This is a genomic window from Ancylobacter sp., assembly GCF_965279025.1.
Classification (GTDB): domain Bacteria; phylum Pseudomonadota; class Alphaproteobacteria; order Rhizobiales; family Xanthobacteraceae; genus Ancylobacter.
This window is the reverse complement of the sequence record NZ_OZ257132.1, coordinates 2027601-2053569: the sequence shown is the minus strand read 5'-3', so window position 1 is coordinate 2053569 and position 25969 is coordinate 2027601. Positions and strand designations below refer to the sequence as shown.

Annotated in this window: 16 protein-coding genes and 1 tRNA gene; 8 read left to right on the top strand and 9 right to left on the bottom strand. The window is 65.9% G+C overall.

The window, feature by feature from the left end; all coding sequences use genetic code 11:
- Nucleotides 1-39: 39 nt before the first annotated feature.
- From ACQY76_RS09425 to ACQY76_RS09405, 5 genes are all read right to left on the bottom strand, one after another.
- A complete protein-coding gene (locus ACQY76_RS09425; RefSeq protein WP_428032619.1) occupies nt 40-945 on the bottom strand; it encodes a transglutaminase family protein in 906 nt (301 codons plus the stop codon).
- Nucleotides 942-3455 (bottom strand): circularly permuted type 2 ATP-grasp protein, encoded by a 2514-nt coding sequence (locus ACQY76_RS09420; RefSeq protein ID WP_428032618.1) that lies wholly within the window; start codon nt 3453-3455, stop codon nt 942-944. Before ACQY76_RS09420 ends, ACQY76_RS09425 begins: the two co-directional genes overlap by 4 nt.
- A gap of 119 nt (nt 3456-3574) precedes the next feature.
- Nucleotides 3575-6886 carry a DUF2126 domain-containing protein gene (locus ACQY76_RS09415; protein ID WP_428032617.1) on the bottom strand — a complete coding sequence of 1104 codons (3312 nt, stop codon included), beginning with the start codon at nt 6884-6886 and terminating at the stop codon, nt 3575-3577.
- A 247-nt stretch (nt 6887-7133) separates the two neighbouring features.
- A complete protein-coding gene (locus tag ACQY76_RS09410; protein ID WP_428032616.1) occupies nt 7134-10310 on the bottom strand; it encodes an efflux RND transporter permease subunit in 3177 nt (1058 codons plus the stop codon).
- A 104-nt stretch (nt 10311-10414) separates the two neighbouring features.
- A complete protein-coding gene (locus ACQY76_RS09405) occupies nt 10415-11716 on the bottom strand; it encodes an efflux RND transporter periplasmic adaptor subunit (protein ID WP_428032615.1) in 1302 nt (433 codons plus the stop codon).
- Between the two features lie 487 nt (nt 11717-12203).
- Here ACQY76_RS09405 and ACQY76_RS09400 point away from each other — a divergent pair, with 487 nt between their 5' ends.
- Both ACQY76_RS09400 and ACQY76_RS09395 read left to right on the top strand, forming a co-directional pair.
- The gene (locus ACQY76_RS09400) at nt 12204-12572 is read left to right on the top strand and encodes a hypothetical protein (RefSeq protein WP_428032614.1); all 369 of its coding nucleotides are present in this window, start codon (nt 12204-12206) and stop codon (nt 12570-12572) included.
- 175 nt (nt 12573-12747) lie between these two features.
- A tRNA-Ser gene (locus ACQY76_RS09395) sits at nt 12748-12837 on the top strand.
- Between the two features lie 180 nt (nt 12838-13017).
- On the opposite strand, the gene ACQY76_RS09390 is transcribed toward ACQY76_RS09395, so the two are convergent.
- Entirely contained in the window at nt 13018-14025 is a 1008-nt protein-coding gene (locus ACQY76_RS09390) for a serine hydrolase domain-containing protein (RefSeq protein WP_428032613.1), read from the bottom strand.
- 428 nt (nt 14026-14453) lie between these two features.
- Here ACQY76_RS09390 and ACQY76_RS09385 point away from each other — a divergent pair, with 428 nt between their 5' ends.
- The 5 genes from ACQY76_RS09385 (at nt 14454) to ACQY76_RS09365 (ending at nt 19584) form a co-directional block, all read left to right on the top strand.
- Complete coding sequence (locus ACQY76_RS09385) at nt 14454-14636, top strand: hypothetical protein (protein ID WP_428032612.1); 183 nt, start codon at nt 14454-14456, stop codon at nt 14634-14636.
- Between the two features lie 236 nt (nt 14637-14872).
- The gene (locus ACQY76_RS09380) at nt 14873-14995 is read left to right on the top strand and encodes a hypothetical protein (protein ID WP_428032611.1); all 123 of its coding nucleotides are present in this window, start codon (nt 14873-14875) and stop codon (nt 14993-14995) included.
- A gap of 119 nt (nt 14996-15114) precedes the next feature.
- Complete coding sequence (locus ACQY76_RS09375) at nt 15115-15588, top strand: hypothetical protein (protein WP_428032610.1); 474 nt, start codon at nt 15115-15117, stop codon at nt 15586-15588.
- Between the two features lie 501 nt (nt 15589-16089).
- Complete coding sequence (gene poxB, locus ACQY76_RS09370) at nt 16090-17820, top strand: ubiquinone-dependent pyruvate dehydrogenase (protein WP_428032609.1); 1731 nt, start codon at nt 16090-16092, stop codon at nt 17818-17820.
- 96 nt (nt 17821-17916) lie between these two features.
- Nucleotides 17917-19584 (top strand): FAD-dependent oxidoreductase, encoded by a 1668-nt coding sequence (locus tag ACQY76_RS09365; RefSeq protein WP_428032608.1) that lies wholly within the window; start codon nt 17917-17919, stop codon nt 19582-19584.
- A 290-nt stretch (nt 19585-19874) separates the two neighbouring features.
- Here ACQY76_RS09365 and ACQY76_RS09360 read toward each other — a convergent pair whose 3' ends face one another.
- Nucleotides 19875-20162, bottom strand: a complete 288-nt coding sequence (locus ACQY76_RS09360; RefSeq protein WP_428032607.1) for a hypothetical protein — start codon at nt 20160-20162, stop codon at nt 19875-19877.
- Nucleotides 20163-20743: 581 nt separating this feature from the next.
- Between ACQY76_RS09360 and ACQY76_RS09355 the strand changes: the two genes are divergently transcribed.
- A complete protein-coding gene (locus ACQY76_RS09355; protein ID WP_428032606.1) occupies nt 20744-20911 on the top strand; it encodes a hypothetical protein in 168 nt (55 codons plus the stop codon).
- A gap of 100 nt (nt 20912-21011) precedes the next feature.
- On the opposite strand, the gene ACQY76_RS09350 is transcribed toward ACQY76_RS09355, so the two are convergent.
- On the bottom strand, nt 21012-21254 hold the full coding sequence (locus tag ACQY76_RS09350; RefSeq protein WP_428032605.1) for a hypothetical protein: 243 nt from the start codon (nt 21252-21254) through the stop codon (nt 21012-21014).
- A 15-nt stretch (nt 21255-21269) separates the two neighbouring features.
- Nucleotides 21270-25436, bottom strand: a complete 4167-nt coding sequence (locus ACQY76_RS09345; protein ID WP_428032604.1) for an RHS repeat-associated core domain-containing protein — start codon at nt 25434-25436, stop codon at nt 21270-21272.
- Nucleotides 25437-25969: the final 533 nt, after the last annotated feature.

The following is a 25969-nucleotide window of genomic DNA, read 5'->3' as shown; positions in this document are numbered from 1 at the left end:
GGATCGGCCTATGGCGGCCCGGACGGACGAGGCCGCGCGCTATGGCTTCGATACGGCGGGCGGCTCTGCCGGCAGGGGGATGACGTCCACCTCGACATTCAGCTTCTGTTTGCCCGAGCCGAACACCACGCCGCCAATGGGAGCGACATCGGTGTAGTCGCGGCCGATGGCCAGCACGACGTGATCGGTGGCAACAAGAAGGTCGTTGGTGGGATCGAGGCCCTGCCAGCCGATCTCCTCCCCGCACCACACCGCCACCCAGGCATGCGTGGCGTCCGCGCCCTGCAGCCGCTCCTTGCCGGGCGGCGGCTCGGTGCGCAGGAAGCCGGAGACATAGGCCGCCGGCAGTCCGAGGCCGCGCAGGCCGGCGATCATGATATGGGCGAAGTCCTGGCACACCCCGCGCCGCATGGTGAAGGCTTCAAGTGCCGGCGTGGACACGTCGGTGGCGCGCGAATCGTAGGTGAAATCCGTGAAGACGCGCGTCATCAGGTCGATGCAGGCGGCCAGCATCGGCCGCCCCGGCGGAAAGCTCTCGGCCGTCCAGCTGGTGATCGGCTCGCTCAGCGGCACGACAGGGCTGGCAAAGAGGAAGTGCGCCGGCGACAGCGCGGAAAGATCGAGGCTCTCGTCGGCAGCCTCCCGCGTCTCCTCCCAGCTCGGGCCGGAATCGGGGGCGATCGCGGCGGGTGCGTCCACCTCGACCCGCGCCCGCGTCTTCACGGTGAAGCTCTTATGCGGAGTCTCGATGCGGATATGCACCACCTTGTTGCCGAAGAAATCGCGCGTCTCGGTCCATTCCACCGGCTCGGGCTCGACGACGAAATGGCTGGCGACGACGCGCTGGTTCGGCCGGTCGACCGGCACCATGCGCACCACATGGCGCGCCACCGGCACCGAGGAGGCGTAGGAATAGGCGGTGCTCTGGTGAATGTCGTATTTCATGCCAAGAGGTCCCACGGCGTTTCCACCGGCTGGCGGTGGATGAAATAGCGCTCCGCTACGTCGTTGGAGAGCTCCATCAGCCGGGCCTCGATCTGGCTGAGACGGGCATTGTCGAACTCCACCGCGTCGAACGCCTTCATGGTCGCCGACAGGCGGGCGGCGAGGCGCTCCTCGGGCGGCGGCAGCGCATCGCCGGCATGGCCAGGCAGCACGTCGAGATGATCGCTGATGGCGAAGATCTGAAAGGCGAGCGAGCGCGGATTGACGGGGTCGAGCAGCACGAGATCGAGCACCGGCGCGCGGCTTTCCACCATGACATAGCGCGAACGGTAGGTGATCTGGCTGTCGCACAGCTCCAGCAGCACGTCGAGCGTGCTGGCGCTCGGCGTCTCGCCCACCAGCGCGCGGGCGAAGCGGCAGGAGGCGATGGCGCGCTCGATACGCCGGCCGAGATCGAGAAAGCGCCAGCCCGCGAGCCGGTTCATGTTCTCGGAGGCGAGGCCGGAAAACGCGGCAAGCGCCCGCAAGGCACGGTCGGCGCGCTCATAGGCGTCCGGCTCGGCGCTTGCGGCGGGGGCCGGCTCGGCCATCATCAGGCCGAGATCGGCCAGGGTGCGCCAGGCATCGGGCGAAAGCCGGTCGCGGATGACCGAGGCGGTGTGGCGGGCATTGTCGATGAGGTTGGGAATGGCGCCCGGCCGATCGCGGCGGGTCAGCGCCGCCAGCACATGGCGGATCGGCCGGGCGCGGGTGAGTTCGTCGGGAACCGCGCCCCAGTCCTTCAGGAGATCGAGCAGGGCCGGCACCGAGCCGCCGCCGCCATCGGCGGTGGAGGACAGGCGGCCGGCCAGGGTGCGCAGCAGGCGCAGCGTGCATTCGGCCCGCTCGACATAGCGGCCGAGCCAGAAGAAATTATCCGCCGCGCGGCTGGGCAGCGGGCCGGTCTGGCGCTTGACCTCCACCGTGCCGGGCGCGGGCAGCAGCGTCGTCTGCTCCACCGGCGCGGCGTCGAGCACCCACACATCGGCCGAGCGACCGCCGCCCTGCATGGACACGGCACGGGCGTCGAGGCTGTCGGAAACGCGACAGAAGCCGCCGGGCATGACGGTCCAGCCCGATTCGGTCGCCGCCACGAAGATGCGCAGGATGAACGGGCGCGGCTCCAGCTTTCCATCGCGCCACACCGGCATGGTGGACAGGCGCACCGCCTCCTGCCCGACAATGTCGACGCCGCGCGTGCGGATGGCGTGCTCCACCGCCGCGCGCTGGGCGGGGTCGAGATCGGCACCGATCACCGGGCCGTCCGCCAGCGCACCCGGCACCGGCCGGCGGAAGGCGGGAGCGATGACGAGATCGTCGAGGCTGTCGAGCACCCGCTCGCGCTCGGCCTGCTGGCCGCACCACCAGGTGGCGACATTGGGCAGCACCGGCGCTTCGCCCAGCACCTGTTTGCCGAGGCGTGGCAAGAAGCCCATCATCGCCGGCGCCTCGACCACGCCGGCGCCGAGCGCGTTGACCATCGCCACGCCGCCCGCGCGGATCGCCTGCATCAGTCCGGGCACGCCGAGGCGTGAGGACGGGTTCAGCTCCAGCGGGTCGGCATAGTCGGCATCAAGGCGCCGCAGCAGCACGTCCACCCGCTTGAGGCCGGCCACGGTGCGCACATACACCATGTTGTCGCGTACGGTGAGATCAGCGCCCTCCAGCAGCACGAAGCCGAGATAGCGGGCGAGATAGGCGTGCTCGAAATAGGTCTCGTTGAGCGGGCCGGGGGTGAGCAGCCCCACCCGCCCCTCGCCGGAGCGGTCGAGCTTGGTCAGCCCCGCCCGCAGGCCCTGGAAATAGCTGGCCAGCCGCATGACGTTGAGCGAGCGGGCGAGGTCCGGCAGCGCGCGGGCGATGGCGATGCGGTTCTCCAGCGCATAGCCCGCGCCCGAGGGCGACTGGGTGCGGTCGGACAGCACCCACCAATTGCCGTCCGGCCCGCGGCCGATATCGGCGGCGTAGATCTTGAGGAAGCTGCCGCCATGCGGGTCGACGCCGACCATGGGGCGCAGGAAATCGGGATTGCCGGCCACCGCCGCCGCCGGCAGCGCGCCCGAGCGCACCAACTGCCCTTCGCCATAGAGATCCGACAGCAGCGCTTCCAGCATCTGCGCGCGCTGGATTAGCCCCTGCTCCAGCGCCCGCCACTCGGCGGCGTCGATGACGAGCGGCAGATGCGAGATCGGCCAGGGCCGCTCGCCGCCATTCGGGTCGTCATAGACGCGGTAGAACACGCCGGAGCGGTAGAGGTGGCGATCGGCGGCGCCGAAGCGGCGGTTGACCTCGTCGACGCCCATCTCCGCCAGCGCCGCCAGCAGGGCGGTCCAGTGCGCACGCGGCCGGCCCTCCGCGTCCACGAGTTCATCATGGACGCCGGGCAACGGCTTGTAGTCCGCCAGCAACGCCTCAACCGCCGCCTCTTCGAAGCGGCGCGTGCGTGCCTTCGGGTCACTGCGACCGGGCATGGCTCTCTCTCACCCCCGCAAAGGACGGGCATACCATCCCCGCGCCGCTGCCGCACGCACCAAGCGGCGCGCGGGGAGCGGCAGTGGCGAACTGTGGCGCGAATGAAGCACGGATCGCCTCAGATCCGCGCCGGCCGCCGCAGGTCCAGCGTCGCGGGGAACTCGGCGGAGGGCTCCTCCGGCGGCACGAGAAGATATCCCGGCGTGTGGCCGTTGTTCTGGAAACGCGCCAGGCGACGGGCCTGCGCCTCGTAGGAGTTCACCGGGAAGCTGTCATAGTTGCGCCCGCCGGGATGGGCGACATGGTAGACGCAGCCGCCCAGCGACCGGTTCGACCAGACATCTACGATGTCGAAGGTGAGCGGCGCCTGCACCGGAATGGTCGGGTGCAGGCCCGAGGCCGGCTGCCAGGCCTTGAAGCGCACGCCCGCGACATATTCCCCGAATCGCCCGGTCGGCATCAGCGGCAGGCGGCGACCATTGCAGGCGACGACGTGGCGGGCGGGATTGAGGCCGTCGACCCGCACCTGCAGGCGCTCCACCGAGGAATCGACGAAACGCACCGTGCCGCCGGCCGCGCCTTCCTCGCCGAGCACATTCCAGGGCTCCAGCGCCTGACGCAGTTCCAGCGTCACGCCGCCATGCTCGACCTGCCCGAAATAGGGGAAGCGGAATTCGCGCTGCGCCTCGAACCACAGGGGATCGACATGGTAGCCCGCCCGGCCGAGATCGTTCAGCACGTCCCTGAAATCGGCCCAGACGAAATGCGGCAGCATGAAGCGGTCGCCCAGCGCCGTGCCCCAGCGCGACAGCGGGCCCTCCTGCGGCTCGCGCCAGAACCAGGCGATGAGCGCGCGCAGCAGCAATTGCTGGGCGAGCGACATGCGCCAGTCCGGCGGCATTTCGAAGGAGCGGAACTCGACGAGGCCGAGCCGCCCGGTCGGCCCATCCGGCGAGAACAGCTTGTCGATGCAGATCTCGGAGCGGTGGGTGTTGCCGGTGACATCGGTCAGCAGGTTGCGGAACAGCCGGTCGACCAGCCAGGGCGGCGGCGCCATGCCCTTGCCGGGCGTCGGCACATGCGCCATGGCGATCTCAAGTTCGTAGAGGCTGTCATGGCGCGCCTCGTCGACGCGCGGCGCCTGGCTCGTCGGGCCGATGAACAGGCCGGAGAACAGGTAGGACAGCGAGGGGTGGCGCTGCCAGAAGGTGATGAGGCTCTTGAGCAGGTCCGGCCGGCGCAGGAACGGACTGTCGGCCGGCATGGCGCCGCCCACAACCACATGGTTGCCGCCGCCCGTGCCGGTGTGCCGCCCGTCCACCATGAACTTCTCGGTGCCGAGGCGCGAGAGGCGGGCTTCCTCGTAGAGATCGCGGGTGATCTCGACGCAGGTCTTCCAATTGGCGGCGGGATGGACGTTCACCTCGATGACGCCCGGATCGGGGGCGACACGAATGACGTTGAGACGCGGATCGACCGGCGGCGTGTAGCCCTCGATATGCACGGGCAGCTTGAGTTCCTCGGCCGTCACCTCGATGGCGGCGAGCAGCTCCAGATAGTCCTCCAGCCGCTCGGTCGGCGGCATGAACACGCACAGGCGACCGTCGCGCGGCTCGACGGTGAGCGCGGTGCGCACCGAGCCGGTGCCGGTGAGCACCTGGTCGACCTGCTCCTGGTGCGGCTCCTCGCTCGCGCTGCGGCGGTAGCGCTGGTGCAGGGTCTCGGCATCCGGCAGGTCGCCGGAGATGGTCATGGGGTCGGCGGGATTGACGTAGGGATAGGCCGCCGGCGGCACCCAGGGCAGGCTCGCCAGCGGCAGCCGGAAGCCGGCCGGCGAATCGCCCGGCACAAGGAACATGCGGCCGCGCCGGAACCGCCACTTCTCGCTGACCCAGCCGCGGGCGGCGCGGGCCTGCCAGCGCTGGATCGGCAGCACATAGCCGCTGGGCTTGCCGAGACCGCGCTCGAAGACGCGGGCGAAGCGCGCGCGCGTCTCGGCATCCTCCAGCTTGGTGTCGAACGGGTCGACATTGTCCGGCAGATCGCCTTCCTTGACGATCCAGTGCGCGGGGTCCTCATAGGCCGGCTCGGCATAGCCGGCACCGACGCCGAGGCTGTCGGCCAGCGCCTCGATGAAGGTCTGCGCCTGCGTGATGGAGGCGGTGGAGGCGGCCTCGGTGGCGATCAAGGCGGGGTCGCGCCAGATCGGCTTGCCGTCCTTGCGCCAGTAGAGCGAGAAGGTCCAGCGCGGCAGGCTTTCGCCGGGATACCACTTGCCCTGGCCATAATGCAGCATGCCGCCGGGGGCGAACCGCTTGCGCAGCCGGCGGATGAGGTCATCCGCCCGGGCGCGCTTGGTTGGCCCCACCGCCGAGGTATTCCATTCCGCGCCCTGGTAGTCGTCGATCGAGATGAAGGTGGGCTCGCCGCCCATGGTCAGGCGCACATCCTGCGCCGCGAGGTCCGCGTCCACCTTGTCGCCGAGCGCATCGAGCGCCGCCCACGCCTCATCCGAGAAGGGCAGCGTGACACGCGGCTTCTCGGCGACGCGGGTGACCTTCATCTCGAATTCGAAGTCGGTCTTGGTCCCTTCCTCGGCCACGAAGCCACCGGTGATAGGCGCCGCCGAGACCGGGTTCGGCGTGGCGCAGAGCGGCAAATGGCTCTCGCCGCACAGCAGGCCGGAGGTGGGATCGAGCCCGATCCAGCCGGCGCCGGGCAGATAGACCTCGCACCAGGCGTGCAGGTCGGTGAAGTCGACCTCGGTGCCGGTCGGGCCGTCCAGCGCCTTCACGTCCGGCTTGAGCTGGATGAGATAGCCGGAGACGAAGCGGGCCGCGAGGCCGAGCCGGCGCAGCACCTGCACCAGCAGCCAGCCGGAATCGCGGCAGGAGCCGCAGGCCAGCGACAGCGTCTCGTCCGGCGTCTGCACGCCCGGTTCCAGGCGGATGAGGTAGCCCACGCGCTGCTGCACCTTCTGGTTCAGCTCGACCAGATAGTCGACGGTGGGCGCGCCGGCAGGCGGGCGGATGGTCTCGACGAAGCCGTCGAGCAGCGGGCCGCCCTCCTCCAGCTCCAGATAAGGGATCAGTTCCTTGGCGAGACCGGTGGGATAGGCGAAGGGCAGCTTCTCGGCATATTCCTCGATGAAAAAATCGAACGGGTTGTAGACCGTCATATCGGCGATGAGGTCGACTTCGACGCGGAACTCGGTCGCCTTCTCCGGGAAGACGAAACGGGCCATCCAGTTGCCGAACGGGTCCTGCTGCCAGTTCACGAAATGGTTCGAAGGCGTGACCTTGAGCGAATAGCTCTTCACCGGGGTTCGGCAATGGGGCGCGGGCCGCAGCCTGATGATCTGGGGGCCCAGCGAGACCGGGCGGTCATAGCTGTAGGCCGTGACGTGATGCAAGCTCGCGAAGATTGTCATAGGCACCAACTAACCAGGGAAGAGCACGGCACGCGCGCCGGGAGGCGCGCAGGCGGGGCGGAACCACGGGGATGAACGCAGGAATCGTGCCGCAGGGCAATGGGGCGTCGCGCGCCCGCCTCGCCCGGCCCGCCACACGAGGCGCCCAGCGAAGCGTCAGCACAGTGCCGCGATTTGAGGCGATAGCGCACGCAAGGCTGGGCGCGCACAAGGCCGGGCGGGCGCGACCCTGCCGCCTCGCGCCCGCTCACGCCGCCGAATGCGGCGCCCCATCGACCGGCGAGCCGGTGCCCGCCGGCGCCTTGCCGCGCGAGCGCCATTCCTCGAAGCGCTGCAGCACCGTGTAGAAGGACGGCACGAACAGCACGGCGAGGCAGGTCGACGCCAGCATGCCGCTGAACACCGCGATGCCGATCGACTTGCGCGAGGCGGCGCCGGCGCCGGTGGCCAGCACCAGCGGCAGGACGCCGAGGATGAAGGCGAAGGAGGTCATCAGGATCGGCCGGAATCGCAGCCTCGCGGCTTCGGTGGCGGCCTCGACGATGTCCATGCCCTCGGCGCGTTTCTCGCGCGCGAACTCCACGATCAGAATGGCGTTCTTGGCGGAGAGGGCGATGAGGAGGATCAGGCCGATCTGCGTATAGAGGTTGTTGGAAATGCCCAGCCCCGTAAGGGCTCCCACTGTGCCGAGCAAGGCCAGTGGGACCGCCAGCAGGACCGCGAAGGGCAGGATCCAGCTTTCATACTGGCCCGCCAGCACGAAATAGACCAGCAGGATGGCGAGGCCGAAGACGAAGTACACCTCGTTGCCGACCACCACCTCCTGATAGGACATGGCGCTCCACTCGAAGCCCATGCCGCCCGGAAGGGTGGAATCGGCGATCTGGTCCATGATGTCGAGCGCCTGGCCGGAGGAGAAGCCCTGCGCCGGCCCGCCGAGGATGGTCGAGGCCGGGTAGAGGTTGTACAGCGTGATCAGCGAGGGCCCGAAGGCCTGCTCCACCTGCGCCAGCGTGCCGAGCGGCACCATGGTGCCGTCCGGGGTACGGATCTTCAGGTTGAGGATTTCCTCCGGGGTGCGGCGGTAATCCGGCTCGGACTGGATATAGGCTTGGAAGGTCTGGCCGAACTGGTTGAACTGGGTGACGTAGCTCGACCCGACATAGCCCTGCACGGTCGAGAACACCTGGCCGACCGTCACGCCCAGCGTTTCGGCCTTGATGCGGTCGATCTTCAAAAGCAGCTGGGGAACGTTGGCGCGGAACGAGGTGGACAGGCGCTGCAGCGCCGTCTGGGTCGAGGCGTTGGCGACGATCTGCTGCGTCACCCCCTGCAGCTCGGGGAAGTCGAAGCTGCCGTCCCTCTGCTGCACCATCATGGTGAAGCCCGAGGCATTGCCCACGCCCTGGATCGCCGGCGGCACCAGCACGAAGGGCACCGCACCCTCGACCTGCTGCAGCTCCTTGCTCAGCGTCTGATAGATCCAGAGCAGCCCCTGCCCGGCCTTGTCGCGCTCGTCCCAGGAATTGAGCATGACATAGGCGACGCCGGCATTGGGCAGGGTGGCGTTGTTGTCGAGCACCGAGACGCCGGAAATGGCGATGACGTCCTTCACGCCCGGCGTCTTCTGGGCAATAGCGGAGATCTGCGCCATCACCTCGTTGGTGCGCTGGAGCGAGGCGGCGTCGGGCAGCTGCGCGCCGATGAGCACATAGCCCTGGTCCTCGGTCGGCAGGAAGCCCGTGGGCACCCGGGTGAGGCCCCATATGGCAAGGCCGATCAGCACCAGGCCGATGGTGACGACGACAGCGCTCGCCTTGACCATGTGGTGGATGAGCCCGGCATACCAGTGCTCGGCCCGGTTATAGACCTTGTTGAAGCCGCGATAGAAGAAGTTGCGCTGATCCTCCGGCACCGGCTTGCGCAGCCACAGCGCGCACTGCGTCGGCTTCAGCGTCAGGGCGTTGATCGCTGAGATGAAGGCGGTGGCGGCGATGACCAGCGCGAACTGCTTGTACATCTGGCCGGTGAGGCCGGGCATGAATGCCGCCGGCAGGAACACCGCCATCAGCACCAGCGTGATGCCGATGATCGGCCCGAGCAGTTCGTCCATCGCCTTCTCGGCCGCCTCGCGGCCCGACAGGCCGCGCTCGATGTGGCGCGCGACGCCTTCGACGATGACGATGGCGTCGTCGACCACGATGCCGATGGCCAGCACGATGGCGAACAAGGTCGACAGATTGACCGTGAAGCCCATCGCCGCCATCGCCGCGAAGGTGCCGATGATGGTGACCGGCACCGTCGTCGCCGGCACCAGCATGGCGCGCCAGTCCTGCAGGAACACCAGGATGACGATGAGCACGAGGATGCCGGCCTCGAACAGCGTCTTGTAGACCTCCGACACCGAGGCGTTGACGAACACCGTGGTGTCGAAGGGGATGGAATAGGCGAGGCCGGGCGGGAAGCTCTTGGCGAGCTGCTCCATCTTGGCCCGCACTTCCGTCGCCACCTGCAGCGAATTGGCGTCGGGAAGCTGGTAGATGCCGAGCGAGGCCGAGGCCTTGCCGTTGAAGGTGAAGGTCTGGCTGTAGGTCTGCGCGCCGAGCTCGACCCGCGCCACATCGCGCAGGCGGGTGATGCGGCCGCCATCGGCGTTCGAGACCTTGACGATGATGTTCTCATAGTCGGCGGCATCGTTGAGCCGGCCGTCCATCAGCAGGGTGAACTGGAAGTTCTGCCCCTTCGGCACCGGCGGCATGCCGACCACGCCGGACGCCACTTCCTGGCTCTGCTGCTGGATGGCGCTGACGACGTCCTGCGGCGTCAGCTGGCGCGCCTGCAACTCGTCCGGGTTGAGCCAGACCCGCATCGCGTACTGGCCGGCGCCGAAAATATTGACGTTGCCGACGCCGTTGAGGCGGGCAATCTCGTCCTGCAGGCTGATGACGCCGTAATTGGCGAGGAACAGGCTGTCATAGCGCCCATCCGGCGAATACAGCGCCACGAATTGCAGGATGGCGGTGGACTTCTTCTGCGTGGTGACGCCCTGCACCTGCACCGCCTGCGGCAGCGAGGCGAGCGCGATGGCTACCCGGTTCTGCACCAGCACCTGCGCCATGTCCGGGTCGGTGCCGATGGCGAAGGTCACGGTCAGCGTGTAGGAGCCGTCGCTGGCGCTGGTCGACTGCATGTAGAGCATGCCCTCGACGCCGTTGACCTGCTGCTCGATCGGCAGCGCCACCGTGTCGACCAGCGTACGGGCGCTGGCGCCGGGGTAGAGCGTCGTCACCTGGACGGTGGGCGGCACCACATTGGGATATTGCGACACCGGCAGGGTGTAGAGCGCGATGGCGCCGATCAGCACGAAAACCAGCGCGAGGACGTTGGCGAGAACCGGCCGTTCGATGAAGAAGCGGGAAATCATGTCACGGGCCTTCGGTTCGGGCGGGCCGGGGCGGAAGTCGCAAAGTCTTTGGCCGGCATTCGGTACGTCGTCATGGGGTGCGCCGGCGGTCCGCCGCCGGGCGCTCAGTTCGCCGGCTTGGCCGCAGGTGCCGTATCGGTTTTCGCCGCGTCGGTCTTTGTCGTGTCGGTCTTGGCTGCGTCGGTCTTGGCTGCGTCGGTCTTGGCTGCGTCGGTGCCCGCGGCGGCCGGCGGCGCCCCCGTGCTGCCATCCGCATTGCCCACGATGGGGGCGACCTTGGAGCCCGGCGTCGCCCGCTGGATGCCGCCGACGACGACGCGGTCCCCGGCCGCCAGGCCGGTTTCGATCACCCGGTAGGCCCCCATCTGCTGGCCGACGGTGACGATCTTCTGCTCGACCACGTCGTCCGCGTTGACGACCAGCACATATTTGCCCTGCTGCGCCGTGCCGATCGCCGTATCGGCGACCAGGAAGGCGTTCGGGATTTTCTGGGCGGGAATGCGCACCCGCACGAACAGGCCGGGCAGCAGCTGCAGCGTGGGATTGTCGAACACGCCGCGCACCAGCAGCGTGCCGGTCGCGGGATCGACCTCCGGCGCCACATAATCGAGCCGGCCCTTGTGGGGATAGTCATCGCCCTCATTCTGCAGGCCGAGATCGATCTCGATCTGCTTGACCTCCTCGATGGTCCGGCCCTGCGCCGCCAGCGCGTCCTTGATGCGCAGGACCTGATTTTCGCTGATGTTGAAATAGGCGTAGATCGGGTTCATCTGCACGATGGTGGCGAGCTTGGTCGGCTCGGTGTGCCCGACAAGCTGGCCGACATCGGCAAGGTGGCGGGTGACGATGCCGTCGAACGGCGCCAGCACCGTGGTGTAGCCGAGATTGATGGTGGCGACCTCGATATTGGCCTTGGCGACATCCACCGAGGCGGCGGCTTCGTCCCGCGCGGCGCGCGCCTTGTCCACGGTTGCCTGCGAGGAGAAATCCTGCTGGCCGAGCGTCGACTGGCGCTGATATTCCGCTTGGCTGTTGGTGAGCTGCGCCTGGGCGGAGGCGAGCTGCGCCTTCGCCTGGTCGAGATTGGCCTGGTAGGTGTTCTGCTGGATGAGGAAGAGCCGGTCGCCCTTCTTCATCACCGCGCCGTCCTTGTAGTCGATCGACATCAGGAAGCCCTCGACGCGGGCGACCAGATCGACCGAATTGATGGAGGCCGTGTTGCCGGTGAACGTGAGGTAGCGCGTCACCTCCTGCTGCACGGGCGTGGCGACCGTGACCTGCGGCGGCGGGGGAGCAACATATTTGTTCTCTTCCGAACATGCCGCGAGCAGCAGGGAGGCCATCCCGACACCCAGCAAGCCGGCTGCAACACGACGCCGACCGGCCTGATACACGCTGGGACCCATTCCACTCTCCCGTGGCGACACTTCCGCACCGGACTATACCGCCGGGCGCCCCCTTGTCTAGTTGCGCGAGACTTCTCGTATTCAATAAAAAGAAATGTTCCAGAAACAGAATACTGCGAAATATACCCTCGTGATCTTGCGCTTTCCATGCGCCGGTAAACACCGCGAATCCCCGAGCAACCGGCCCAGGGGGCCGGCGGGACAGTGGATATAGTTCACCCGGCGCCACACTATTAAGGCACCAGGACACCGGGGTAGCCCATCGGCCGCACCAGCCCGGCACGGGGGCGGGCAAGACTTGCGATGACTGGCGCGGGCCCTGCCAACCGTCCCCCCTCGCCAGCCCCTTCCGTCCCCCTTCCCTGCCCTTTCGGCTGGCGCGCGCGCCAACCGCTGTCTCGACTTTTACCGCGCATCGACTAGGCTGCGCCGGCGCGGCCCGTGCCTGGTCTACGGCCCGGACGCTGCAGCGGATCGCGGGGAGCTCATGTCGTACAGCCGGAAATCATCTCTCCCCGTCCTCGCCGCGCTGTTGCTGACGGGGACCGCCCTCCCCGCCGGCGCGCAGCAGGCCGACCCGACATTCCCCGGCCTCGTCCTCAGCCATGGCGACCTCTTCACCAATGAGGTCGGGACGGTAATGGGGGTAACGGTGGCCAACAACACCGCCGCCACGGTAGGCTCGGTGGGCGTCTCCTGCGCGTTCACCGCGAGGGGAAAGCCGGCGGGCTCGGCCGGCACCACGATCTACAACATCGTCGCCGGCGCGACCGGCCAGGACCGGGTGAACCTGATGGGCCCGCGGGCCGACGCCGCGACCTGCGCCATCACCTCGACCGGCGCGCCGCTGAACTGACCGGCGCACAGGCCCGCACCGGCCCGCCTTTTCCCCAGCCTCGCGCGATTGCTCGAACGGATCGGCGCGGATGGCTTGCCAGAGTGGCGCGCTTCGCTATATTCCGCGCCTCTTCGACGGTTCGGCGGGCTGGCCCCGCCCCGGTCGAAGGTTCCGGCCTCCACGGCCGGGCGACGGAGGGGTGGCCGAGTGGTTGAAGGCGCACGCCTGGAAAGTGTGTATACGGGAAACCGTATCGCGGGTTCGAATCCCGCTCCCTCCGCCAGTTTTTTAGCTTAAAGCATTGATTTATAAAGCGTTTTTCGACTGAATTAGCTCAGTCACCCTCATTTTACCCCACATTTTTGAATTGCTGCACGCCCCGACCGACCATTGATCGCCCTCTCGCGTGGGCCGCGTTCTTCCGGTCCTACGGGTGCCCGATCGTGCGCTGCGGTTCGACCCCTTACCGTGAAGCGGAGGCGATCTCCTTCAAAAGGTCGATGAAGGCGCTTGTCCGGATGCCCTTCGGATTCTGGCTCAGATCAACGGTCTGCACGACCACCAGCCGCTTGGCCGGCACGACGGCGATGATCTGGCCGCCATAGCCCGACGCGTAGAAGGCGTTTTCTCCCCATGTGTCCTCCGGAAGCGTCCACCACAAATAGCCATAGCCCTGCCGAATCCGCCTCGCCGAGGAATAGGTCGTGGTCGATTCCCTGATCCATGAAGCCGGGACGACCTGCGCGTTGCCCCACACCCCATCATTCAGGAACAACTGGCCGAACCGGGCCGCATCGCGGGCGCTCAGCCGGAACGGATAGGCAGGGTGCTCGGACAGCCTCTCCAGGGCGTAGCGGCCGTCCTTGACCGAGAAATCCTCCATGCCGATGGGTGCCGCAATGCGGCGCTCGAAGCTCTGGAAGATGTCCTCGCCGGTCTGCTGCCGGTAGATTGTCCCCAGAGCGTTGAAATCCCAGTTGTTATAAAACCAGAACGACCCGGGTGGGTGGCTTCCTCGCTTTGGTCGCTTCCGCTTGATGTCCGCCGTCTCATGGGCAGCGGGGTGATAGATGCCCGACCGCGACGTCAGCAGATCGCGCACGGTGGCAGTCTTCTCTTCGTCCGTGAGGCGGGGAGGATTGTCGTCAATGCCGAGCGCGGCAAGGCTCGCCGACAGGTCAATACGTCCCTCACTGACTGCAATGCCGTAAAGCGCGCTGAGGAGGCTTTTGCGGACGGACGCGACGTTCACCTTGTGGGATGTGTCGCCCCAGCGGGCGATCACCCGCCCGTCCTGCACGATCATCAGCGCAGTCGGCTTTAGAGCCGCGGATTGCTGCCGGGCAGCCTCCAGCCGATCTACGGACCAGCCCGCCATGGCCGGATCGGCCTCTTCCCACGTCTGGGCGCAGGCGGCGCCCACGGTCAGGAAGCTAATGAACAGCAGGGCTGTGAACCGTCCAACGCGCATGGGGAGCTCCTGCCTTCCGACCTAAATGCGAGGTTTCTGAAGTCGCCAGCGCCATGGGTCATCCATAAGACTCTCTGAGACCCCTTTGCTTTCCGGCAAGAAGTGGCAGCTTCGGCACGTTAAGCACCCAGCAGACCGGCCGCAACGATCGGCCCATTCCCCGCCAAGCCATCCGAATGGACAAATAGCCAGAGCGGACATGCGTGGTGACCTTCGAGCGCAGGCCAGCACGCCGAAGGTAAGCTCGCGGAGGCAGCCTCTCGGCTCACGGCTCTCCCGTTGGGGCGACTGCGCAGCCGATACCCGTGGCATGGGTGAGTGCAGTTCGGAGGGGAGCATTTCGGCGTGCACCGCAGCTGAGCCGTTGAGCCGTTCGCCCGAAGGGCACTTGGCCGATTGCTCGCTACGCTCTTTGCCGAGGTGGTCGATTGCATGCCGGCCCGACCACCTTGTTCGCCTGCATTGATGCTGGATTACCGCATCGGGACGCCAACGCCATCCGCCGCGCCTACACCCACGCCGCCGAATATTGGGACGAGCGCGTGCGCATGATGCAGGTGTGGGCGGACTATCTCGATGAACTTAGGACGGCGCCGGCGAAGAAGGCGTGAGGCGCCGAGCGACAAGACAGCTCCGTGGCGGCGGAGGCAGGGGTTCGCTGCAATGAGGACGAATGGCCGGTTTGGGGCCGGAAGCAGACTGTCGGCATCTAGCGTCAAGCTAGGCTTTGTTGACAAAAGGGATTCCCAAATCGCTGTTTGACTGATTCAAGGCTTCCTTTCAGAGGAGGCAGGTTTGGCTCGGGGCGGTCAGCCTTGCCCGCCTGTGGCGAACGCAGGGACGCGCCATGGAGGCCGATGTGTTGCTTTCGCCGCTGATCCGTCGCTGCGCGAGTGAGGTCGATCAGGTGGTGGTGCGGGAGGCCAAGGAGCTGTCGAGCGAAGCGGCGCGGACTCACCCCTTCAAATAGGCCGGCGCTTCCTCTGAGCCGCTCGCCAGGGAAGGCGGATTTGCGAATTTTAACACGCGCCGCCGAGCGACACTGCTACGTCATTCTTTGGGAACGCAGGATACCTGAAGGCCATTGGCATGAAACCTTCTCAATGGCGTCTGACGGCGCGCTCGGAATGTCCGGTCTCGTCGATCGTGGACAAAACAACCGCCCTGCACAGTGAGGACGCCACCGATTGGAAGGGGGACGAAGTGGAAGAGGCTCTTTCACGCGCGGCTGCCGATCAGCGCGGCCAAATTGCCAATGCGCTTACCGGGATGATGCTTCAAGCGGCGGCCCTGCGCCGCAACTCCATCAATTCCGGGATGAATGACCCCGCCATCACGTCTTCCTGCGACCACCTCGTCGAATGCGCCAAGCGCGTCTGGCAGCTGCTCTCCGAGCAGCCCGACCTGCCGGCATTCGCTGGAGAGCGAACAATGGCGACGTCGGCCGATACCACCACGCCTAAGGCTAACCAAGTAAAAATCGTCAAGAGATTGCCGCCTGACGGGTCCGATCGCCCGTCCATCGCATCACCCGCCGCACGTAGTCGCTCAGGTGATGCATAAAATACAGCGAGCCGGCGATTTTGAGTTCTGCCGTCCAGCCCTTACGCCATCATCATCATCGCGATGACGATTTGCAGGGGCACGAGTTCGGCTAAGAGCCCTCGGTCCCTTTGAGCGAACGGCACAAATCGACGAGGGGCTTCATAGGCAAGCAGCTGTGCTGGCATGGGCGGATTTTCGTCGCTTCTGGTGCCGAAGGACGCACCTATACCTAGGCTCAGATTGCCCACCCCGGCTCTGCCTACCAACGGATAGGCTTTGCTTGGCTTCGTAGGCTCTGAGGACGTAACAGCCCACACGCCACAGGTCAGGCTCCACTGAGCGTCACAGCACGATCCCTAGGTATGGTCCGCCGACACGTTTGTCGGTCTGGTTCGCCTCCCACTGCGCGCTAGCTTGGATCGCACTTCGGCTCATCGCGCACCTCTGTTCGCAGGGCTGATAGGCAGATTCCCTTTTTCCTGGCGCGCCTAGCGCCAACGCATGGGTGAGACCAGGCCAATGTCACGCAACATCGCGGAACTCATCATCGATACGCTCGATCAGGCGGGCGTCGAACGCATTTATGGCGTTGTCGGCGACAGCCTGAACGGCATGACGGAAGCCCTGCGGGACAGCGCCATCAAATGGGTGCATGTCCGACACGAGGAAGCGGCGGCCTTCGCGGCAGCCGGGGAATCCCAGGTGACGGGCAAGCTCGCCGTGTGCGCCGGCTCGTGCGGGCCGGGCAATCTGCACCTGATCAATGGCCTGTTCGATGCCCAGCGGACCCGCACCCCCGTGCTGGCTATCGCCGCGCAGATTCCCTCCTCGGAAATCGGCGGCGGCTATTTCCAGGAAACGCACCCGCAGAACCTTTTCCGCGAATGCAGCGTCTATTGCGAGATGGTGTCCGATCCCTCGCAGATGCCCTATGTGCTCGAAAACGCGATCCGCGCGGCGGTCGGCGAGCGCGGCGTGGCTGTCGTCGTCATCCCCGGCGATGTGGCGCTGCGCGCCGCACCGGAACGCGGCGTCTCACCGGCGGCGGGGCTGCTGCCCCCGGTCCCGGTGGTGACGCCGGGGGTCTCTCAGATCGAGGCGCTCGCCGATCTCCTGAACGATGCAGGTCGTGTGACCCTGTTCTGCGGACGGGGCTGCGCCGGCGCCCACCCTGAGTTGATGGCGCTGGCCGAGGCGCTCAAAAGCCCCATCGCGCATGCGCTCGGCGGCAAGGAATGCGTCGAGTACGACAACCCTTACGATGTCGGCATGACCGGTTTCATCGGCTTCGCCTCCGGCTATGAGGCGATGCATTCCTGCGATGTGCTGCTGATGCTGGGCACCGATTTTCCCTACAAGCAGTTCCTGCCGACCGGCATAAAGATCGCGCAGGTCGATATCCGGGCGGCCCAGCTCGGCCGGCGCTGCAAGCTCGACCTCGGCATTGTCGGCGATGTGCGGGCGACGCTGGCGGCGCTGCTGCCGCTTCTTACCCCCAAGACGGACCGCCGCCATCTCGACGACAGTCTCGCCCGCTACACGCGCTCGCGAAAGGGGCTGGACGATCTGGCCGTCGGGACGCCCGGCAACAAGCCGATCCACCCTCAATATCTCGCCAAGGTCGTCAGCGACCTCGCCGCCGAGGATGCCGCCTTCACCTTCGATGTCGGCACGCCGACGATCTGGGCGGCGCGCTATCTCGCGATGAACGGCAAGCGCAGGCTCGTGGGCTCGCTGGCGCACGGCTCCATGGCCAATGCGATGCCGCAGGCGATCGGCATCCAGGCGTCGCAGCCCAAGCGACAGGTCATCTCCCTCTCCGGCGATGGCGGGTTCTCCATGCTGATGGGTGATCTCATCACCCTCACGCAGGAGGGGCTGCCGGTGAAGGTCGTGATCTTCAACAATGGCGTGCTCGGCTTCGTCGCGCTTGAGATGAAGGCGGCGGGCTTTGTCGGGCTCGGCACCGACCTGAAGAATCCGAATTTCGCGGCCATGGCCAGCGCCATGGGCATTCTCGGCGTCCGGGTCGAGGACCCCGGCGACCTGCCGGGCGCCGTCGCGCAGATGCTGGCACATGATGGCCCGGCAGTGCTGGATGTCGTGACCGCCAAGCAGGAGCTCTCCATGCCGCCAACCATCGGCATCGAGCAGGCCAAGGGGTTCGGCCTGTGGATGATCCGCGCGGTGATGAGCGGGCGCGGCGACGAGGTCATCGACCTCGCCAAGCAGAACCTCCTGCCACGTTGACACATCGGACTGCCGGCGTTGGCGCCCTTGCCACGTCGGCCGCCCTTACCCGCAGGCCGTGAGCCCGCCCAGCGAAATCCAGCGAGAGTACGTGCCATGAGCCTCATCGACGAGCGCAGGCAGCAGATGTTTCCGGTACTCAACACGGTGCAGATGGAAACGATGATGCGCTTTGCCAGCGGGCCGGAAGGGCGGTTCGAGCCCGGCGCGCCGCTGTTCAATGTCGGCGATGTGGGGGTGCCCACCTGGCTGATCGTGCAAGGTTCGATCGTGGTCGTGCGTCGCGATGGGCTCGGCCATGAAAAGCCGATCGTCGTGCAGGCGGCCGGCCAGTTCACAGGCGAGATCAGCCAGCTGGCCGGGCGCCCCTCTCTGGCTGCCGCCACCGCTGGCCCGGAGGGTTGCCGGGCGTTACCTCTCGACGCCGCCCATCTTCGCGCCCTCGCCATCGGCTCGGCTGAGGTGGGAGAGGTTTTGATGCGCGCGCTGATCCTGCGCCGCGTTGGCCTGCTGGAGGGCGACACCGCCGGCTCGGTGCTGATCGGCCGGCAGGGCGAGACCAACCGCGTCATGATCGAAGGTCTGCTGACGCGAAACGGCTACCCCTTCACCGCTCTCGATTCCACCACGAGCGATGAAGGCCGCGCCGTCGTCGAGCGGCTGGGCATTCTGCCGGATGAACTGCCGCTGCTGGTGTGCCCGACCGGCACGGTGCTCAAGCGCCCGTCCATCGCCGAGGTCGCCACCTGCCTGGGCATGCTTCCCGAACTGAAGCCCGATACCCTCTATGACGTGGCCATTGTCGGGGCCGGCCCGGCCGGCCTCGCCACCGCCGTCTATGCGGCGTCGGAAGGCCTCTCGGTGCTGGTGCTGGACCAGCGTGCCATGGGCGGACAGGCGGGAGCCTCCGCCCGGATCGAGAATTACCTTGGCTTTCCCACCGGCATATCGGGCTTGGCGCTGGCCGCGCGCGCCTATCACCAGGCACAGAAATTCGGAGCGGAACTCGCCATCCCGCTGGCGGCTGCGCATCTCGACGGAGAGGTGGGCGAGGACCAATCCCATCGGCTGCATCTTTCCAATCATGGGACGGTCCGCGCGCGGGTGGTGGTGATCGCCACCGGCGCGCGCTACCGGCGCCCGGACATCGCGAACCTGTCGGAATTCGAGGGCGCCGGCGTCGCCTACTGGGCCTCGCCCGTCGAAGCCAAGCTCTGCGGTGGCCAGGAAGTGGTGCTGGTCGGCGGCGGCAATTCGGCGGGGCAGGCTGTTGCTTTCCTCGCCCCGAAGGTGGAGCGCCTGCATCTCATCATTCGCGCTGGGGGGCTCGAAGCCTCGATGTCGCGCTATCTCATCGATCGCATCGCCGCGCTTCCCAATGTCGAGATCCATACCCGTACCGAGATCGATACGCTGGAAGGCGACCGCACGCAGGGACTGACGGCGGTGACTTGCCGCAACCGCGATACGGGAGAGACATTGCGGCTGCCGGTGAAGCACCTTTTCCTGTTCATCGGCGCGGATCCCAATTCGGTATGGCTCGACGGGTCCGTCGCGGTCGATCCTCAGGGTTTCATCCTGACGGGACCAGACGCCGGCGGCGCGGCCGGGACGCCGATCCTGCCGCTGGAGACCAGCCGGCCCGGCGTGTTCGCCATTGGCGACGTGCGCGCCGGCTCCACCAAGCGTGTCGCGGCGGCCGTGGGCGAGGGGGCGGCTGTCGTGTCGCAGATCCACGCCTATCTCGCGCAGCGCACGGCCTGAACCGAGAATCGGTTGGTTAATTCGGAACGCAAACTAGGGCGGCCGAACAGGACAACCGGGTCGGGATAGTGACAACCGCATTGCGGGTCGCGTAAAATGCTGCCCCCTCAATTGCTATTCAGAGTTTGCGCTGGCGGTTGTATTTGCCCTTAGTGGCGGGAGCGGAGGCTGAGCCACTCACGGAGTGTTGCGTCGGACAGCGCCGCATTTGTCGACGGATACGCGCGACAAGCCGCATATCGACCGCCGCATAATCAGCGGCATCGTCCTGCCTTGGCTCGCACCGTAACTCATGCTGCTACAAGCACAATGACGCCCGCGATGAGGACGCCGCATCCTGCCAGCCGCCACGGCCCCACCGCCTCCTTGAGGATCAACATCCCCATCAGTGCGCCCACCATCATCGACATCTCGCGCATCGGCGCGACCAGAGTGAGCGAGGCGCCAGTTTGGAGAGCGGCCAGATTATAGGCGAAGACGAACGCCGGCCCGACCGAGGCCGCGCGCTTGGCGAGCAGGTTCCACGCGGCGTGGATGAAGGAGGCGAGGATGACGAGAAGCAGCGAGGCGAGTGTCATTGAGATCCCCTTGGGCGCACCGTGCGCCGGTTGATCTCGACGTCTCCTCCCCTGGGATTTTGTCCCTTGGGTGCAGCCGCGGAACTCCCGCGGTCTCTGCAACGCTCGGTCCTGCGAGGGCGTTGCCCCCCAGATCCCTAGTTGCCACTCGGTCGATGCGCGACGACAGCCGGAGGGAGCCCAGCGATCAAGCCGCTCCGCGCAGCCGAAAGAAGATGGCTTTTGGCCGATCACTGCCGAATAACCCTCGCCTGCCGTTGCTGGCCAGTTGGCCAATGCGGCAGGGATTGTCGGCCACTTCCGCAGGGTGCCGGTGACGGCCACATGGGGAGACGCGTGGCCTGCCGCAAAACACCTGTTATCCGGCGACATGATCTCCCTAAGACGGCATAACCTGCCAAGACGGCGCGCATTGGAAGGCCCTGCCATCAGAGTGCGTCCCGCATCCTACGACAGGCCCATGCTGCCGCAGCTCTCCGCGGGATCGCTCAGATGCTTTCGAGGGCGGCGCCGCGCTACGCGAGCTCACGAGCACCGCAGGCGAGGCGAAAGCCGCGCTGAACGACGTCGCGGCCACCCGCGTGGCACCGGCGATCGATGCCGCCTCGATCGACCAAGCGCTTGCGAAGATCCGTCAGCTGCAGTCCGAGATCAGCGCGGTGAACTCCACCACCATCGCGCCGCGCATGGGGCGAGGAAACCTCGGCCAGAGCTTTCGCGGCATTCATGCCGATGCGGGAATCGATTAGATGTTTGGGTAGAATAATGCCAATAATCACCGCACTCAGCCGATCTTGTCCAATTATAAGCCCCCCCCTATTCGTCGGCTACGTCGGACAAAAAACGCAATCAACACTTAAGCATTTCAAGGAATTCTGAAATAGACATTTCTCGAACTTCAGCGAATTCGATAAACGTTATTTCTTCTATTAGAACGGTATTTTTCTCAAAATCTATCGTTATATCATACTTATTTAGTCCTATTTTATCGATTATCATGGTTGTTCTATTGTTTATTTTAGAGCAAAGCAACTTCTTTACATATGGAGTCACCTCCTCTCTTAAAAAGACAGACAAAAAGAGGTCAATCACATTTATCTCCTTTATTTAAAATGGATAAGCTGTATCGATTTCACCATCTCTAACATGAACGCGTAGATTATTTGTAGGAGTGCCATCTATTCTTATTCCGATATTTCGACCGAAATCATGTTCAATCGTATAGCCTCCGCGACCCGTGAAAGTGGATTTGCCAACTCTTAATGTCTCGTCAACCATGCTTTTTATGTCCCTCGTGGTCGTATTTGGCGCGAATTTACTTACTCCCGTAGCTTCGGTATTGGGCCCATGTCGGTAAAGTATGTGCTCCAACGCATTTGTCCATCCGCCTCCATCTCCTTTGTAATATCGCCCGCCCCACCTCCCGCTTACCGGGCCGGCTCCTCGCGAACTAACCAAGGGAGGCCCACCGCCGCCCGAGAAGTTGTCCAGCTCTGGAGGCAAACTTTTATTGCGCCGCGCCATCATCGCGAGTTGGGTCGTTCCTTTGCCGGAAGCCCCCCCCAATTTAGCTTTGCGCGCCTTCTCGACCGTTATCGTGTCGAGCTCAGTTTCTGTCTGGTTTGAGTTAGAGGAGTCGGCGTTTTCGTTTGCGTTGTTGGCGCCCTCTTTTCCCTCGCCCTCGCTGCCTACACCTGTAGTGCGGTCTGAAGCATTATCGCTGGTTTGATGCCCGTTCGGATCGCTCTTGTTGACCGGATCATTGTCGGCATAGGCGTAGCGGTTGGTGCCGACGCCGGGCTCGATCGGGTCTAGGGTGTCGGGGGAGAGGAACCGCCCGATCACCGGGTCGTAATAACGGGCGTGGAGATAGAGCAGGCCGGTCTCCGGATCGTGGCGCTCGCCGATGAAGCCGCGCGGCTCTGCGGGCGCGGCGGGCGAGCAGCCGGGGACGGATGGGGCTTCCGCCTGCGTCCGGTCGCCATAGGGGCGATAGGCCGAGCGGCTGGCGACGCAGCCGGTGGCGTCGGTGGTGAGCTTGACGCTCGCGAGATGGTCGCGATGCAGGAACACCGGCGCGGTGGCGCCGCCGGCATCCGGCGTCACCAGCTGCGTGTCGGCGTGGACATCGAGCCGCCAGGAGGTCTTCGCCGTCCAGGCGGCAGGCGTGCCCTCGCACGAATAGGAGGTCACCCGCTCGATATCGCCGGTAACGGTGAGCGTCACCTTCTGCGGCGCCGGGGATGTGCAGGCCGAGCCCGGCGGGATCTCCGTCGCGGTGGTCTTCTTTAGCCGCTCGCCCTCGGGGCCGTAGGTCATCGCCACGCTGGCGCCGGCGAGCGTGATGGTGGCAGGACGGTTCTCGCCGTCCCAGGCGAGGGTGCGTCCGCGCCCATTGGTGAGGTTGCCGCCGGCATCCCAGCTCAGCGCCGCGCCGTCGATGGTGAGCGGCGCATGCGGGCGAGGCGCGGTCGGCGCGGGATAGGTGTAGGCGCCGACCCCTGTGGCTGAGGTCAGGCGGCCGGCATTGTCATAAGTGAAGCTCTGGTCGCGGCTGTCGTCGGTATTGTCCGCGGTGATCAGCCGGTCGAGGTCGTCATAGCTATAGGTCCAGCTGTCGCCCGGCACGGTCGGCGCGGTGCCTGACGTGGCCACCGAGGTGATGCGCCCGCCGGCATCGTGCGCATAGATCGCCTGGAACAGCGTGGTACCGGCCTTCGCCGTGGTGACCTGGTCGAGCCAGCCGCGCGGCAGCGAATAGGCGAAGGCGGTGGTCACGCCATTGGCGTAGGTCGCCGAGGTCGTCTTGCCGGCGGCGTCATAGAGGAAGGCGCTGACATGGCCGGGGACGGTGAGCAGCCGGCCGGCCTCGTTATAGGTCCACGGATTGGCCGGCGTGCCGACGACGTCGCCATTGGGAAAGCTCTTGCCGCGCAGGCGCCCGCCCTCGTCATAGCGGGTCTCCAGCGTGAAGGTCTCTGACCCTGTGCCTGAGGGCGGCACCGTCCATTGCTCGCGTACCGCCCGGCCGGCCATGTCGTAGTCGGTGCGGGTGGTGGAGATGTTGGCCTTGGTCTGTGTGGTGAGCTTGCCGACATTGTAGAAGCCGGCGCGCGCCTCGTCATAGGTGGACGTTGTGGCCTCGGAGGGCCCGCCGCTTGGCGCCACCGTCTGCGAGGTGACGCGCGAGAGCCGATCATAGGTGAAGGTGGTCACAGTGGCGCGTGCATCGGTGCGGGACAGCATTCGGCCGGCGGCGTCATAGCTGTAAGACGACGCCCCGGCATCGGGATCCTGTGCGACGGTTCGGCGGGACAGCGTGTCGTACTGATAGGACCACGGCGCCCCGATCGGATCGGTGATGGTGGCGAGCCGGTTAAGCCCATCCCAGCCATAGTTGGTGGAGACGGCGAAGCCGCCGAGCATGCGGTCCTCGCGGACCTTGTTGTCGAAGGCGTCGGTGTGGACCACCGCGACATTGCCGTTGGGGTCGGTGGTGGTCGCGCTGACAAGGCCGAGCGGCGCGGCGCTGAGGCCGTAGCTCTGCGTGATGGTTGCCGCGTCTGGCAGGACGGTGAGGGTCTGACGGTCGAGGCCGTCATAGGTCATGTTCGAGAACTGCGGCGTCTCGTTCTGGTAATAGGGCAGAGAGAGGGTGGCGATCTCGCCGCGCGTGGTGAAGCTGCGCTGCAGCACGATGGCCTGGTTCGCCGCCGGCCCGCGCGACGAGGTCAGATAGGCGCGGGAGAGCCCGTCGAAGAAGTAGCCGGTCCAGGCATCGCCCGCCGCCGTTGCGCCGGGCCGGGTGACGATGATCCCCTGGCTCGCCGGATTGCCGATGTCTCGGTACTCATAGCCCCGGAAGTCATTGCCGGGCGGCACCAGTCGGGTCAGCCGGCACAGCGCGTCATAGGAGCGGGTGGTCGGCTGCAGGTTGATGTCGGTCTCGACCGCCGCGGTGCGGCAGGTCGGGTTCCACGCGGTGGTGGTGCGGAAGCGGGTATCGCCGTCAAAATAGGGCGGCTGCTTGGTCTCGACCTCCAGCAGGTGATGGACGGGATCGAAGACATGTTCGGTGCGGTTGCCGACCTCGTCGATCTCGGCGGTGCGGTTGCCGTAGCTGTCATACTCGGCGGTTCGCTCCACCCAGTTATCCGCCGGGCCGAGCCAGCGCCGCATCTTCGTCGGGTCGCCGCGCACCGGCGGCGTCGCGTTCACCGTGGCCCCGTCATAGAACACCAGGCTGCGCGCCAGCGGCGTGCTCGAGGTGCCCCCAGAGCCATAGCGCAGCTCCTCGCGTGGCCTGTCGACGATGTAGGCGGTGCTGTTCGGCGCGAAGGCCTTTACCGTCGAGCGATCGTCCTGCGCCACGCCGACGAGGCCGCGCTCCTGCAGCGCCGTCACATTGCCGTAGACATCGAAGACCCGCTCGGTGCGGGCGGTGCGGGACTGGCCGCCGGCCCACATCACCCGCTCGGAGGCGGTGTTGCGGGAGAAGAACGGCGGCAGGTCCAGCCGGATGTCCTCGTAGCTCTCGCCATCCTCGCGCAACACGACGCCGCTGTCGTCCCGGTAGACCAGCCGCTCGATCTTGCCGGCGGACGCCACATCCTGGCGGAAGGTGTACTCACGCGTCGGGCAGGCCGTCTCCCAGCTCTCGCAGGGCAGCGTCATGGTGGCGGTGCGATAGCCGAGGAAGCGCCGCTCGGCAAAGTCATACAGCGCGCCGGCATAGGCGTATTTTGTCGTCGAGGTGGTGGCCCGGCCGTCGAAGACCGAGACTTCCTTCACCGTCTGGTAGGTCGAGGGCAGCCGATTGCTGCGCGTCCATTCCGAGGACGGCGCATAGGTCACGCTGGTCATGGCGCCGTAAGGTGTGGTGACGGAGGTCAGGAGGTCCGGCACGCCAAAGGTCGCCAGATACACCCGGCCGTCGAGCGAATAGTTCACCCTCGTCGAGTTGTAGACTTGAGTGGCGGCAGCCCTGATGATGTCCGCCCGCCCGTCGCCATTAAAGTCGGCCGCTCCATAGATGGGAGGCAGATCGATCCGCTCCCAAGGCTGCGACCCACGCGAAAGATAAACGCGGGTGGTGAGGTTCGAATAGGTCTGGCTCCTGGGCTGGAAAGCGATATCGGCCCGGCCGTCGCCATCGAAGTCCCCAAGGGTGATACGAGGTGAATCGTAGTTGAGACTGACAACGTCTACGGGGGGGTCGAACGTCGCGCCGTTTGAGTACGCAATAGAAAGGGCTGTGCCGCCGCCGGCACCCATCGCAATGCGATCCGACTTCCCATCGCCATTGAAATCGGCAGAATACGTGGCCTTCTGGATCGTTGCTCTGGGAGCGAAGTTCCCGCCCGCCGCGTTCAAGTTATAGAGTTTCGTGCCGAGCGCGAGTTCCGACCGGCCATCGCCGTCAATGTCTGGCGCAGCAAATGACGGTGAAGGAAACGAACTCGCCGGCAATGTGGACAGACCGGCGATTGTAACGGTTCGTCCGCTCAAGGCAGACCCATTATAGCTGAACAGCCGAATGGCGGACCCCGTTGTAACGCCGACGGCATCACTCGTCATAAATATGTCTTCGCCGCCATCGCCGTTGAAGTCGCCGACGACGATATTGTGTTTATACGGAACGGGATCCCTGAGACTGAACTGATACCACGGCGTTGGAATGGTGACCGATTTTATGCTCAGCTTGTTCGTGGGCTTGGTGTGGTCAATGCTGTAGACATCTGACCCACCTCGTAGATGCGGGCATTGAGTTAGGCCCTCGCAGTTTCCACGATATGACTGCGACCAGA

Bases quoted from the DNA above. Each gene is read 5' to 3' on its own strand.
- ACQY76_RS09400 (WP_428032614.1), top strand. From the start codon at position 12,204: ATGTCGTACAGCCGGAAATCATCTCTCCCCGTCCTCGCCGCGCTGTTG.
- ACQY76_RS09410 (WP_428032616.1), bottom strand. From the start codon at position 10,310: ATGATTTCCCGCTTCTTCATCGAACGGCCGGTTCTCGCCAACGTCCTC.
- ACQY76_RS09420 (WP_428032618.1), bottom strand. From the start codon at position 3,455: ATGCCCGGTCGCAGTGACCCGAAGGCACGCACGCGCCGCTTCGAAGAG.
- ACQY76_RS09415 (WP_428032617.1), bottom strand. From the start codon at position 6,886: ATGACAATCTTCGCGAGCTTGCATCACGTCACGGCCTACAGCTATGAC.
- ACQY76_RS09380 (WP_428032611.1), top strand. From the start codon at position 14,873: ATGGAGGCCGATGTGTTGCTTTCGCCGCTGATCCGTCGCTGCGCGAGT.
- ACQY76_RS09345 (WP_428032604.1), bottom strand. From the start codon at position 25,436: ATGGGTGCCGGCGGCGGCACAGCCCTTTCTATTGCGTACTCAAACGGC.
- ACQY76_RS09405 (WP_428032615.1), bottom strand. From the start codon at position 11,716: ATGGGTCCCAGCGTGTATCAGGCCGGTCGGCGTCGTGTTGCAGCCGGC.
- ACQY76_RS09390 (WP_428032613.1), bottom strand. From the start codon at position 14,025: ATGCGCGTTGGACGGTTCACAGCCCTGCTGTTCATTAGCTTCCTGACC.
- poxB (WP_428032609.1), top strand. From the start codon at position 16,090: ATGTCACGCAACATCGCGGAACTCATCATCGATACGCTCGATCAGGCG.
- ACQY76_RS09425 (WP_428032619.1), bottom strand. From the start codon at position 945: ATGAAATACGACATTCACCAGAGCACCGCCTATTCCTACGCCTCCTCG.
- ACQY76_RS09375 (WP_428032610.1), top strand. From the start codon at position 15,115: ATGAAACCTTCTCAATGGCGTCTGACGGCGCGCTCGGAATGTCCGGTC.
- ACQY76_RS09360 (WP_428032607.1), bottom strand. From the start codon at position 20,162: ATGACACTCGCCTCGCTGCTTCTCGTCATCCTCGCCTCCTTCATCCAC.
- ACQY76_RS09365 (WP_428032608.1), top strand. From the start codon at position 17,917: ATGAGCCTCATCGACGAGCGCAGGCAGCAGATGTTTCCGGTACTCAAC.